At 74.3% G+C, this 12636-nt stretch carries 9 protein-coding genes; 4 read left to right on the forward strand and 5 right to left on the reverse strand.

The genetic code is table 11. The features are described 5' to 3' along the window. Positions 1-43: 43 nt before the first annotated feature. Complete coding sequence (locus ACIP4P_RS26765; protein ID WP_400922552.1) at positions 44-1291, reverse strand: cytochrome P450; 1248 nt, start codon at positions 1289-1291, stop codon at positions 44-46. Positions 1292-1574: 283 nt separating this feature from the next. Here ACIP4P_RS26765 and ACIP4P_RS26770 point away from each other — a divergent pair, with 283 nt between their 5' ends. Together ACIP4P_RS26770 and ACIP4P_RS26775 are read left to right on the forward strand one after the other, a co-directional pair. Then, a complete protein-coding gene (locus ACIP4P_RS26770) occupies positions 1575-1886 on the forward strand; it encodes a hypothetical protein (RefSeq protein WP_350513830.1) in 312 nt (103 codons plus the stop codon). A gap of 2 nt (positions 1887-1888) precedes the next feature. Beyond that, positions 1889-4087: a hypothetical protein gene (locus tag ACIP4P_RS26775; RefSeq protein ID WP_400922555.1), complete on the forward strand. Its 2199-nt coding sequence runs from the start codon at positions 1889-1891 to the stop codon at positions 4085-4087. Positions 4088-4171: 84 nt separating this feature from the next. On the opposite strand, the gene ACIP4P_RS26780 is transcribed toward ACIP4P_RS26775, so the two are convergent. Together ACIP4P_RS26780 and ACIP4P_RS26785 are read right to left on the reverse strand one after the other, a co-directional pair. Next, entirely contained in the window at positions 4172-5275 is a 1104-nt protein-coding gene (locus ACIP4P_RS26780; RefSeq protein WP_400922557.1) for an NADH:flavin oxidoreductase/NADH oxidase, read from the reverse strand. 151 nt (positions 5276-5426) lie between these two features. Beyond that, positions 5427-8174 carry an ATP-binding protein gene (locus ACIP4P_RS26785; RefSeq protein ID WP_400922559.1) on the reverse strand — a complete coding sequence of 916 codons (2748 nt, stop codon included), beginning with the start codon at positions 8172-8174 and terminating at the stop codon, positions 5427-5429. A 190-nt stretch (positions 8175-8364) separates the two neighbouring features. Here ACIP4P_RS26785 and ACIP4P_RS26790 point away from each other — a divergent pair, with 190 nt between their 5' ends. Next, on the forward strand, positions 8365-9324 hold the full coding sequence (locus ACIP4P_RS26790) for a hypothetical protein (RefSeq protein ID WP_400922561.1): 960 nt from the start codon (positions 8365-8367) through the stop codon (positions 9322-9324). 61 nt (positions 9325-9385) lie between these two features. On the opposite strand, the gene ACIP4P_RS26795 is transcribed toward ACIP4P_RS26790, so the two are convergent. Next, positions 9386-10777 (reverse strand): MFS transporter, encoded by a 1392-nt coding sequence (locus ACIP4P_RS26795; protein ID WP_400922564.1) that lies wholly within the window; start codon positions 10775-10777, stop codon positions 9386-9388. Between the two features lie 420 nt (positions 10778-11197). Next, complete coding sequence (locus ACIP4P_RS26800; protein ID WP_400922566.1) at positions 11198-11797, reverse strand: TetR/AcrR family transcriptional regulator; 600 nt, start codon at positions 11795-11797, stop codon at positions 11198-11200. A 150-nt stretch (positions 11798-11947) separates the two neighbouring features. On the opposite strand from ACIP4P_RS26800, the gene ACIP4P_RS26805 reads away from it, so the two are divergent. Beyond that, on the forward strand, positions 11948-12631 hold the full coding sequence (locus ACIP4P_RS26805; protein ID WP_400922568.1) for a TetR family transcriptional regulator: 684 nt from the start codon (positions 11948-11950) through the stop codon (positions 12629-12631). Positions 12632-12636: the final 5 nt, after the last annotated feature.

The following is a 12636-nucleotide window of genomic DNA, read 5'->3' on the forward strand; positions in this document are numbered from 1 at the left end:
GCCCTTGTCACGCCCTCCCGGACGTCCGCGCCCTCCCGGACGTTCACGCCCTCCCGGACGCCGGGGCGGGCGTCGGGACGATCCAGAGCTCGGCGGGGCCGTTTATGATCACGGACTCCAGCCGGGCCGGCGGCGGGCCGTCGGGGTCCAGGGCGGTGTCGGGGTGGGCGCCGAAGAGGCAGGCCAGGGCGACCTCGGCCTCCAGCCGGGCCAGCGGCGCGCCGAGGCAGAAGTGCGGGCCGTGCCCGAAGGCGAGGTGGTCCTTGTCGGGGCGGGTCGGGTCGAAGTCGTCGGGGTGGTCGGGGTGGGCCTCGGGGTCGCGGCCGGCCGCGCCGAAGCCCATCAGGATCGGCTCGCCGCGTCGGATGACCACGCCCTCGCCGAGGTCGATGTCCTCCAGCGGGTAGCGCAGCGGGATGTGCATCACCGGGCTCTCGTGGCGCAGGGTCTCCTCGACGACGTCCGTCCAGCGCAGGGTGCCGGCGCGGACGGCGGCCAGGTGGTGGGGGTGGGTGAGCAGGGCGAGGACGGCGCTGGTGATGAGGTTGACGGCGGTCTCGTAGCCGGCGCCGAGCATCAGGAAGAGGATGTCGCGGGACTCCTGCTCGGTGCGGCCGCCGTCCCGGCCGGTGGGCAGGGCGGCCACGTCGCTGGCGAGGTCGGGCCCGGGCTCGCGGCGTTTGAGGGCCAGCAGTTCGGCCAGTACCGCGTCCATCTCGGTCCGGGAGGCCACCATCTGCTCGTTGGCCGCGGTGGTGGTCAGCAAGGCGTCCATCGCGGTGCCGATCCGGGGCCGCAGGCCGGCCGGGACGCCGAACAGGTCGCAGATCACCGTCATGGTCAGCGGGAGGGACAGGGCCCGGCGGACGTCGACGGCCTCGCCGGGGGCGAGCGTGCGGAAGGCGCCGACGAGGGCGGCGGCGGTCGCCTCGATCCCGGGGCGCAGCGCCAGGACCCGGCGGGGCGAGAAGGAGGGCGCCATCAGGCGCCGGGCCGAGCGGTGCTCCTCGCCGTAGAGGTTGAAGAAGTTCTGCTGGAAGGCGATCGGGCCCATCGGCCAGCCGTCGGGCACCTCGGCGAGGCCGGGCCAGTGCTTGCGCGGGTCGCGGGAGACGCGGGGGTCGCCGGTGAGGGCGCGGATCACCGAGCCGCGGGTGACGGACCAGGCGAGGATGCCGTCGGGCAGTTCGACCCGGACGGCGGGTCCGGCGGAGCGCAGGTGGGCGTTCTGCTGGTGGAGGGTGCGGGCGGTCACGTCGAGCACGGGGCAGTGGGGTTCGTCCGGAGCCATGGGATTGCTCCTCGGGTTCTCGCGGGGGTGCCCCGGTGGGGGTCGTGCGGGCGGCCGTCGGCGGTCACCGCGTCCGGGGTCTGTGCTCCGTTCTAGAGGGGGCCGGGGCGGCCGTCAACGGGTCGTCACCGCAACGGCCCAGGGCCGCCGCCCGGCCGGGCGGTGACAGAACGGTGACGAATTCCTGATGAAACCCATGCGGAATCCGGTGCCCGGCGGATCTACGATCATCGGCGCGCCCGGTGACCACACCATCGGGTCACCACACGTGAGGGATCGACGGATGAGCACACCGGCACCAGGCGGGTTCGGGGTCAACCATGACGCGCTGGACAAGGCCCACACCACGCTGACCAACCTGGCCCACGACTGCCCGGGCGCGGGCGGGGTCGCCAACGACGCCACCGGGACGGCCGTCGGCGCGCTCAAGGGCTGGGACAGCTCGGGGGCGCTGAAGGAGTCGCTGGACGAGTGGCACCAGCAGGTCCAGGCGCTGACCGGGCGGCTGAACGCCAACGCCGCCGCGATGCAGGGCACCGGCGCCAACTACCGCAGTACCAACCTGTCCGTCGTCCAGTCCCTCCAGGTGCCGTGACCATGCTCGGATACGAAGACGTCATCAACGCCAATCCGGACGCGCTGACCGCCGCCGCCACCCAGTGGCGGGCGATGGCCACCCGCTTCCACACGATGCAGACCACCATGGAGCAGGACGTCCTGGGCGGCAGCGGCACCACCACCGGCATCGGCGGCAACGGCCTGTTCCCGCCCGGCAACGGCCTGGGCGGCAACGGCCTGGGCGGCGGCCCCTGGTGGACCGGCACCACGGCGAACCTGGCGAACGCGGCGCTGCTGGGCACCAAGGGCCAGATCGTCGACGCCCAGACCGAGGCCAACGCGATGGCCTCGCTGCTGGACGAGGCGCACACCGACTTCGCGGCCGCGCAGAAGCAGACCCGGGACGCCGCCGACGGCGCGGTCAAGGACGGCTTCAAGGTCACCGGCACCGGCACCGCCGTGTTCGACGAGACCACCCTGGACCCGGCGACCCGCCAGGCGCTGCACCACGACCCGGAGGCCCGTCAGTCCTACCAGGACGCGGCCGACAAGTGGACCAAGGCGATCACCGCCGGCGTCCAGGCCGCCACCCGCGCCGACCAGCGCATCGCCGCCGCCCTGCGCGGCGCCTCCAAGGCCGGCACCCCGCTGGACACCACCTTCAACGGCCAGGCCGTGGGCGGCGGCGACGGCGGGGACGCCCGGCGCGCCGCCGACCTGGCGCTCCACCTGGACGACCTCACCCCGGACCAGCTCACCCAGCTGCGGGACCTGATGACGGACAAGGCCGACCACCCGGCCTTCTCCCAGGCCATGCTGGACCGGCTCGGCCCGGACGGCCTGCTCAAGCTCTCCCAGAAGCTCAGCAGCCCCGGCGACGACAAGAAGGCCGCCTACACCGACCTCCAGGGCGGCCTCACCCACGCCCTGGCCTCGGCGACCCAGGACACCAACACCGACTTCTACCGCAACTGGCGCAAGCGCGTGCAGGACGTCGGCTACAACAACTACGGCTCCAACACCGACCCGGTGTACGGCTACCAGGTCCTCACCACCCTGATGACCAAGGGCGACGCCAAGTACTCGGCCCCGATGCTCGGCGACCTCGCCGACGACATCACCAAGACCGAGCACGATCACCCCGACGCGTGGAGCTACAAGGCCGGCCACAACGGCGGCGCGCTGGGTGCCGACCCGCTGGACAACGTGCTCGCGATCATGGGCCGGGAGCCCGACGCCGCCACCGCCTACCTGGACCCGAACTCCGGCGGCGGCAACCAGCACCTGCACTACCTGCTCAAGGACCGCAAGTGGCCGGACGGTTGGATCGCCAACCCCTACGCCGGCGTGGTGAAGATGCCCGACCCGCTGTCCCAGGCCGGCCTGGGCGCCGCCCTGGAGGCCGCGACCACCGGCCAGCCGGCCGGCGCCCCGCACAGCGGCCACCACACCGAGGCCCAGGCCCGGATCATGCACGACACCGTCACCACCCTGGACGAGGGCCAGGGCGGCAACAAGATCAACGCCAATCTGCGCCAGCCGCTGGCCAACGCCCTGGCCGACTACACCGACGACAGCCACGAGATCTTCAACGGCCGCAACTCCCAGTACCTGGACCACGGCAGCGCGGTGTGGACGGACGCGGGCGGCACCGTGCACATGGGCGTCGGCGAGGACAGCCTGGTGCGGGTGATGCGCGGACTGTCCGACAACCCCGACGCCTACGCCACCCTGCACCAGGCCGAGAGCGCCAAGGTCGCCCAGGAGCTGTCCTCGCTGGGCCCCAACCCCTCGCAGAACGACATCCAGGACGTGATGAACAAGGGCGCCGCGGGCCTCGGCGTCTACGACGCGATCCGCGCCGACGTCTCGATGGACAAGCGCGACGACGCCAACACCCTGGCCGACTGGAAGTCCAAGGTCGCCGACCACATCATCGGCGCGCCGCTGACCCCCATCCCGTGGGTCGGCGACAGCGCCCAACGCCTGGTCGACACCTGGGCCTTCGACTGGGACAACCAGATGAAGAACGCCAACAACAGCGTCGCCAACGCCCAGATCTCCGACACCTACCTGGACGCCAACAACGAGATGACCCACCTGGTCAGCGGCTGGGCCAAGGACCGCGGCATGGACCCGGACAGCAGCATGATCCACGTCGTCGAGGACGGCTCGCACGACCGCCGCTCCACCAGCGCCACCACGGCCGGGCACTTCCTGGGCCGCGGCAACTCCTGACGCACCGTCAACAGCCGGACACCGCAGCCCTTTTACGGGGTGGCGGTGTCCGGCTGTCGCGGTTTCGGGGTGCCGTCAGGCGGCTCAGGCGCGGTGGTACTGGATCGGGGAGTGGACCTCGCCGCCCAGGGCGCCGGCGGCGTGGCGGGCCCAGAAGGGGTTGCGCAGCAGCTCGCGGCCGATCAGGACGGCGTCGGCGCGGCCGTCGGTGAGGACGGCCTGGGCCTGGGCGGGCTCGGTGATCAGGCCGACGGCCGCCACCGGCAGGCCGGCCTCGTTGCGCACCGCCTCGGCGAAGGGCACCTGGAAGCCGGGCGCGGCCTCGATCCGGGCGTCGGGCACCAGCCCGCCGGTGGAGACGTCCAGCAGGTCCACGCCGTGCGCCTGGAGCTCCTTGGCCAGCCGGACGGTGTCCTCGGAGGTCCAGCCCTCGCGGGCGTCCTCGGGGTTCTCGGTGAGCCAGTCGGTGGCGGAGACCCGGAAGAACAGCGGCAGCTCCTCGGGCCACACCGCGCGCACGGCGTCGACGACCTCCAGGGCGAAGCGGATCCGGCCCTCGAAGGAGCCGCCGTAGCCGTCGGTGCGGCGGTTGCTCTGCGAGGAGAGGAACTGGTGGATCAGGTAGCCGTGGGCGCCGTGCAGTTCGACGGCCTGGAAGCCCGCCTCCAGGGCGCGAGTGGCGGCGTCGGCGAACTGCCGCACGATGGACTGGATCTGATCGACCGTCAGCTCGTCCGGGGTGGTGTGGTCGGGGGAGAAGGCGACGGCGCTGGGGGAGACCGGGGTCCAGCCGTGCTCCTCCTCGGGGGCCAGGGCGCGCCCGCGCTCGACCCAGGGCCGCTCGGTGGAGGCCTTGCGTCCGGCGTGGCCGAGCTGGATGGCGGGGACGGCGCCCTGCTCCTTGAGGAAGGCGGTGATCCGGCGGAAGGCGTCGCGCTGGGTGTCGTTCCACAGGCCCAGGTCGTACGGGCTGATCCGCCCCTCGGGGCTGACGGCGGTGGCCTCCACGATGATCAGCCCGGTGCCGCCGGCGGCCCGCGCCGCGAGGTGGGTGTAGTGCCACTCGTTGGGCACCCCGGCGTCCGGGCCGGCCGGCGAGGCGCTGTACTGGCACATCGGCGGCATCCAGACCCGGTTGGGGACGGTGAGCTCCCGCAGGGTGTACGGGGTGAAGAGGGTGGTGCTCATGGCGGACTCCCCGGTGGGGTGGGCGGCGGCCGGTCGCCGCCGGGAGGGTCCGGCGGCGGGCGGCGCGCAGCTGATTGCGGATGACCTTTATGCACCTCCACAATAGTTGCGCACAGATTAAGTTGCAAGAGCCGTATATTTCGCCGGTGTGCTATCCGCCGAGGCCGCCGTCCAGCAGGGCGCGGGCCCGGGCGGCCAGGCCGTCGGCGCCGCAGCGCACGGCCAGCTCCAAGCCCTCGGCGAGCACGGCGCGCGCCCGCGGGGCGCGCTCCAGCGCCGTGCCGAGATCGACCAGGGCCAGGGCGTGCTCATAGCGGGCCGGTGAGCGCTCCAGGCACTGGACCGCCTCCGTCAGCAGCCCGACCGCGCGCGCAGGCCCGTGCACCGCGGCGCACAGCCGCAAGGCGCTGCCGACCCCCGAGTCCGTCCGGGATTCCCGGGCCCGGCGCACCCCCTCCTCGGCGAGGTCGCGGGCCCGCTCGGGGCGCTCGCCGGCCACCGCGCGGGCCAGGTGGCCCAGCCACGGCGCCCACACCGTGTTGCGCCACCCCCGCGCGTCCAGGGCCGCACCGGCGGCGGTCAGCACCTGCGCCGCGCCCGGCGCGTCGCCCCGGGCCAGCAGCAGACGGCCGTACAGCGTGGGGGCGTCGGGCAGCACCATCACCGTCGGGAACGGCGGGCCGAAGGCGTGCTCGCGGGCGAGTTCCAGGGCCTCCTCCAGCCGGCCGCGCGCGGCCAGGGTCTCCGCCAGCGCCCCGACCGCGTCCCAGTGCAGCGGATTGCCCGGGCCTATCCGCACCGCGCTGCGCAGGGCGCGGCGCAGGTAGTCCTCCGCCTCGACGAGCGCGCCGCAGCGGAACCGCAGCATGCCGGTCAGCAGGTAGGCGAAGCCGAGGTGGCCGCCGCTCCACCCGGCGACCTCGTAGGCGCGCACCGCCTCGGTGAACAACTCCTCCGCCCGGTCGACACGGTCCGCGTAGAGGTAGCTGAGGCCCAGGACCCCCGGCAGCTCGAAGCCCCAGGTGGTGTTGGTCCAGCCGAGGCTGCGGGGCAGCCGGCCGTCCGGCAGCGCGGACTCGGCCAGCGCGAGCGCCGACGCGTGGTCGGCGCCGCGCAGCGTGAGGTCCCAGCAGCGCAGCACGGCCACCGCGTGGGCCAGGCCGTCGTGTTCGAACACGGCCCCGCCCGGGACCCCCGCGTCCGCGTCGACGTCGGTGAAGGCCAGCCCCACGGTGTCCAGCATCCGGTGGAACTCCGCGAGCCGCCGGGAGCGGCCCGGGCCGTCCGCGTCCTCGGACTGGAACGTGGCGAACATGAAGTGGGCGACCTCCAGCCGCAGCCGCCCCGGACCGGGCCCGGTGAGCGCGGCCTCCTCGGCGCACAGCGCGGCGGCCTCGCCCAGCCGGTTGCTGTGGGCGAGGGCCTGGGCGAGCCGGAAGGTCGCGTCCACCCGCAGCCCGGGACCCAGCCCGTACGGGTCGGCGAGCGCCAGGCGCAGCTGGTTGACCGTGGTCGCCGGGTCGGTGAGCAGGGCCGAGCAGCCGAGCTCGTAGAGCAACGAGGCCCGGTCCTCGTCGGCGGGCGGTTCGCTGATGGCCCGGCGCAGGCAGCGCTGCGCCGCCTCGGGTGCGCCGATGGCCAGGTGTTCGCGGGCCGCCAGGCGCAGCTTGGCGACGATGCGGCCGTCCCCTTCGGGCAGGATCTCCAGCAGGTGCCGGGAGGCCGCGAGCAGGCCGAGGCCGGCGTTCTCGATCTCCACGGCGGCCACTCCGTGCATCCCGGTGCGGGTGGCGGGCGGCATCGACTGGTAGACCGAGGTGGCGACCAGCGGGTGGACGAACTCCAGCCGGCCCGCCGGGGTGCCGGTCAGCACCCGGTGCCGGCGCAGTTCCCGGACCGACTGGGCGGCGGCCTCCGGTCCCTGCGCGCAGATGACGGCGGCGAGTTCGGGGCGGATGTCGGTGTCCAGCACCGACGCCGCCCAGGCGAAGCGCAGCGTGGTGGGCCCGAGCCGGTCCAGCCAGTGCCGCAGCGTCATCCCCCGGGCGGTGGCGGCGATCTCGCGCAGCAGGCCGGTGCTCTCCTCGACCGGGTCGAGCCGCTGGTCGGCCACCTCGCGCAGCAGGGCGGCGGTCTCGTACGGGTTCCCGGCGGTGACCGCCCAGACGTGACGGCAGAAGGCGTCCTCGGCCTGCGCGCCCAGCGCCGCGCGGACCAGGTGCGCGACCGAGTCGGGCTGGAGCGGGCGCAGTTCGTGCCGGCGGTCGGCCCGCTCCGCGAGGCCGCGCTGCAGGGCCAGCGCGTCGTCGGGGAACTCGTCGCGGCAGGCGAGCACCAGCAGGGCCGGCAGCTCCCGGGCGCGCACCGCGAAGCCGGCCAGCCAGCCGAGCGACTCCGGGTCGGCCCAGTGCAGGTCGTCGACCAGCACGGCCAGCGGCGAACGCAGCTGCACGAGACGGGTGAGGACGAAGTCCAGCCCGTCGCGCACCCCTTGCGGGTCCAGCTGCCCGCCGGGCGGCAGCAGGCCCGCCGCGGGGCCGACGACGTCCGCCCACGGCCCGAAGACCCTCGCCCGCTCGTCGTCGGACAGCGCCGACAGCACCGGCCGCACCAACTGGCGCACCACGTGGAACGATTCGTGGCACTGCCGCTGCCCGCCCCGGGCGAACAGCACCGTGCAGCCCGCGCGCTTCGCCGCCCGCCGCACCTCGGTCAGCATCGCGGTCTTGCCCAGCCCGGCCGCGCCGGTGTACAGCAGCAGTTCCCCCACGCCGGTGCCGGCGGGCCGGGTGAGCGCCCCGACCGCCCTTGCCGCGGAACGGAGTTCGGCCTCGCGTTCGTGCAGTGGCTCCCCGTCCCGCCCGGCTCCGCCGCTGCTCCCGGCCTTCCCCTCGGCCACCGCCGCCTCCCGTTCGCCCGCCAGGGCCGTTGTCGCAGAGGGCCCGAGGCTACTGCCGATCAGCCGGTCCCGGTACGGACTTGACAACACCGCCCGGCAGCCCCGGGCGGGCGGGGCGGGCCGGGGGCGGCCCGGCCCGGAAAACCCGTTGGCCGCGGCCCGCGCGGACGGCGATACTCGCCGGTCGGCGGTGCTGATGACGGGGGAACGGGCGGGCGTGGAGGTCTTCGAGTGCAGGGGGTGCGGCACGGCCCTCACCGCGCCGCTGTCGCGGGTCGCGTTCCCGCTCTACGCCGGCATCCCGTACGGCAACGGCGTGGCCATGCCCGTCCTGATGGCGTCGGGCACCTACGGCCTCGACGAGGACCCCGACGGGCGGGCGCGCTCGATCGTGATCGCCCCCGGCGACGCCCACGGCACCGACCTGGTCCAGCGGCGTGAACCCGGCGCCTGCTGCGGCATCGACGGCCGCTACGGCCCGAACGTCACCTGCGCCGGCTGCGGCCGGAAGGTGGCCACCAGGGTCGACGCCTGCTCCGTGTGGCAGGCCACCTGGCTGGTGCCCGCCGCCGTGCGCCCCGTCCCGGCGGGCCCGGACCGCCCGGTCGAGGACTGGGCCACGATCACCCAATGGTGGTGCGCCACCGCGCCGTTGGGGGCGGACGGCAGGTGGGACATCCGCTGGGAGATGGAGGTCTCCGCGGCGCTGGCCCACCTGGTCCACGCCGCGCAGGGCGCGCCCGTCACCTTCGCGAGCACCCCACTGGCCGAGGCCTTCCGCGCACTCCTCGACCGGCACGCGCCCCCGGCGGTGGGCCCGGCCCGGCACGCGGCCCTGGCCGGACCCGGCCTGCCACTGTCCGACCCCCTGCCGGACATCGCCGTGGTCCCGTACCACCTCCGGACCGGCGAACGCTGGCCCACACCCCCGGGCGTGGCGGTGGTACCACTGGCCGTCGACTTCTGGACGTACCTGGCCCGGCACGCCGAGCGCCTGCTCAGGCCCGTCACCGGCGGACTGCCCCCGGGCGTCGAACGCGACGACCCCCTCCCGCCCCACCCGTTCCGCCTGGATTTCGAGTGGGGCGTCTACAACCGGGTCCTGGAGCGCCTGAACGCCGTCCCGGGCCAAGGCGCCGGCGGTTGGTGAACCGAGAGCGGCGCCGCCCGGGGACACACCCCGGACGGCGCCGCTGCTCAGGTACCGGTCGTCAGCGCACCGTCTGCGGGACGCGCTGTGCCGGGACGCCCGGCGCCTTGGCCGTACCGGGCGCCGCGGCCGGGGCGGCGCCCAGCGCGGTGCCGCGGGTCTCCTCCGCCCACAGCACGCACACCAGCAGGCCCAGCGCCGTCACACCGGCGGCGATCAGCATGGTCGGCCCGGTGCCCAGGCCGGTCAGGGACAGCGGCAGCAGGTAGGTGCCGATGGCCGCGCCGATCCGGCTGACCGAGGTGGCCACCCCCACGGCGGTGGCCCGGATCTCGGTGGGGAACAGCTCGTTGGGGTAGGTCCAGTCGAGCACGTTCGGCCCGCCGCACAGGAAGGCGTACGCGCACAGCGCGGTCAGCGCGATCGCGGCCGGGGCGGTGGGCCACACGCCCAGCAGTGCCAGCGGGACGGTCATCAGCGCGAAGGACCAGATGATGACGGGCCGCCGGCCCTTGGTGTCGATCAGGCGCAGCGCCGGGTAGCAGCCGAGCAGGAAGACCAGGCTGATCAGGCCGGTGCCCAGGGTCTCCATCACGGTGCCGCCGGGCATGCCGAAGGAGGAGAGGATCTGCGGGCCGAAGGTGAGCATCGCGAACAGCGGGCCGACCTGGCAGAGGAAGAACAGGCCGCAGAACAGGGTGCGGCGCCGGTAGGGCGGGGTCATCAGCAGGCGCAGCCCGCCCGCGCTGCGGGCGCGTGCGGCCGGGTCGGGCATCAGCTCGCGGCCGTCGACCCGCACCCCGAGGTGCTTCTCCACCACGCGCACCGCGTCGCCGACCCGCCCGTTGGCGGCCAGCCAGCGCGGCGACTCCGGGGAGCCGCGGCGGATCACCAGGAACACCACGCACAGCACCGTCGAACTGGCCAGCATCCACCGCCAGCTGCCCGGTCCGGCCAGCTCCAGGAACAGGTAGCCCACGATGTAGGCGAGCACCGAGCCGGCGTACCAGGCGACGATCTGCTGACCGAGCAGCCGCCCACGGTGCTTGGTGGGCAGCCACTCGGCGAGCAGGGAGGTGGCGATCGGGTAGTCGGCGGCGACGGCCATGCCGAGCACGAAGCGCAGCACGGTGATCGCCCACACCGAGTCGACCCAGAACGAGAGCACCGAGCAGGCGACCATCACCAGCAGGTCGGCGGTGTACATCACCTCCCGGCCGATCTTGTCGGTCAGCACGCCGAACAGGGCGCCGCCGACGAACATGCCCACCAGGGCGGCGGCGCCGATCAGGCTGACCTCCGCGGTGGACAGGCCGAGGTCGGGGCGCATCCCGATCAGGGCGACGCCGACGATGCTCAGGATGTAGCCGTCGAGCAGCGGGCCGCCGGAACAGGCGAGCGCCAGCCGGCGGTGGAAGGCGGTATACGGGGCGTTGTCGATCGTTTGGGACATGGGCTTCGGGGTCCTCCGGAGCGTACGGCCTCGCGCTCTTCACGCGTGCCGTGCGCCGGGTAGACGGCAGGGAACGACGCCGCCCACGCTGAGCGGCGCCATCGCCCGGTCACACCGGGCGACCGTCCACGGTTGCCCGGGTCCGGCGTGGTGACCACCGGGTCGAAGGTCGGCCGGATTCATGACCAAGGTCCCGAAGCGGACAGGACCTCGGCCCGTGCCCGTCGGCGCCCTTCCCAGTTCTCACGGGCCGGGCCGCCGTTCGCCGCCGCGCGGGGCCGCCGGGGGTGACCCTGGTCACGTTCGGGGCTTTCGGGTGTGTGTCCCGCCACGTTTCGGCGTGCCGGTCCGGACCGCCGGCCCCGGTCCGGGGCGCCGGGTCAGGAGCCGGGCGGCGGGTTCAGGAGGCGGGCGGCGGGTTCAGGAGGTGGGGCGGGCCTCGCGCAGCCGGGCGATGCCCAGGTCCAGGGCGGCCTCCAGATGGGCGGTGGAGCCCGTGACCAGCAGGATCATCACACCGCCCTGGATGCCGGCCAGCAGCGCCGCGGCCTCCCGGTCGGCGTCCAGCTCCGGGGCGGTCAGGCCGGTGGCCTGCAGATGGCGGACGCCCGCGGCGAGCTGCTCCTGCCACCGCTCCATCAGCCGGACCGCCACCGTCCGCGCCGCGTCGGTGGCCGGGCTCAGCTGGGACAGCGCCGTCTGCAGCGGGCAGTGCACACCCTGGGCGCGGTAGCGGGCGACGACCGTGTCGCGCCACTGCCGCCAGGCCTCCCAGGAGGTCAGCGAGCCCAGCTCGGGCTGCTGGTCGGCGAGGATCCGGTCCGCCTCGTGCTGGGCCACGGCCAGCAGCAACTCGTCCTTGCCGCCGGGGAAGTAGTGGAACAGCTGGCTCTTGCTGGTCGCGGTGCGGGCCATGACGTCCTCCAGCCGCAGCGCGAAGACGCCCTCGTCGCGGATCTGCCCGGCCGTGCCCTCGACGATGCGCAGCCTGGTCGCGGCGCCCTTGCGGGTCAGCGTCATGAGTCCCTCCCCGGTACGGCTGACGGTGTCCGCCGACGCTACCCGGTGTCCGTGCGGCGGGTCGGCGGCGTACTTCGGAGTGCTTCTGGCATGCTTCCGGCGAAACACTGTTGTGATAATAATGCAACGCGGTTGCGCTAGAATGGGCCGGTGACCCAGCCGAAGTTCGAACGCGCCCGCAGTGCCGAGGCCAAGCGCATCCGCGAGACCGCGATCCTTGAGGCCGCCGCCCGCCTGGCCACCGAGCACGGCGTCCGCGCGGTGACCCTCACCGACATCGCCGCCGCCGTCGGCATGCACAAATCGGCGATGCTGCGCTACTTCGAGACGCGGGAGGAGATCTTCCTGCGACTGGCCGCCAGCGGCTGGCAGGAGTGGTCCCGGGAGGCCCGCGAACGGCTCGGCCGACTGACGGAGGAGAGCGCGGACGACCCGGAAGGCCGGTTCGCCGCGGCCGCCGGCGTCCTCGCCGGGACCCTGGCCGCCCGCCCGCTCTTCTGCGACCTGCTCGCCCACACCCCCCTCAACCTCGAACGCGGCGTCTCCTTCGACGCCGTCCGCGCCTTCAAGGTCATCGCCGTGGCCGAGGTCGCCGCCGTCGCCGCCGCCCTGGGCGAGGCCCTCCCGCTCACCCCCCACCAGGGCGGCGACACCGTCGCCACCGCCACCGCCATGGCCGGCGCCCTGTGGCAGATGGCCGCGCCCGGCACCGAGCTGCGCCGCTTCTACCAGTCCACCCCCGAGCTCGCCCACGCCGTCGTCGACGTCGAACCCCGCCTCACCGGCATCCTGACCGCACTCCTGCGCGGCTACGCCGTCCACGCCGAGGCCTGAGCGGC

The sequence above is a fragment of the Kitasatospora sp. NPDC089509 genome (genome assembly GCF_044749365.1).
Classification (GTDB): Bacteria; Actinomycetota; Actinomycetes; order Streptomycetales; family Streptomycetaceae; genus Kitasatospora.

Bases quoted from the DNA above. Each gene is read 5' to 3' on its own strand.
- ACIP4P_RS26780 (WP_400922557.1), bottom strand. From the start codon at position 5,275: ATGAGCACCACCCTCTTCACCCCGTACACCCTGCGGGAGCTCACCGTC.
- ACIP4P_RS26765 (WP_400922552.1), bottom strand. From the start codon at position 1,291: ATGGCTCCGGACGAACCCCACTGCCCCGTGCTCGACGTGACCGCCCGC.
- ACIP4P_RS26800 (WP_400922566.1), bottom strand. From the start codon at position 11,797: ATGACGCTGACCCGCAAGGGCGCCGCGACCAGGCTGCGCATCGTCGAG.
- ACIP4P_RS26770 (WP_350513830.1), top strand. From the start codon at position 1,575: ATGAGCACACCGGCACCAGGCGGGTTCGGGGTCAACCATGACGCGCTG.
- ACIP4P_RS26775 (WP_400922555.1), top strand. From the start codon at position 1,889: ATGCTCGGATACGAAGACGTCATCAACGCCAATCCGGACGCGCTGACC.
- ACIP4P_RS26795 (WP_400922564.1), bottom strand. From the start codon at position 10,777: ATGTCCCAAACGATCGACAACGCCCCGTATACCGCCTTCCACCGCCGG.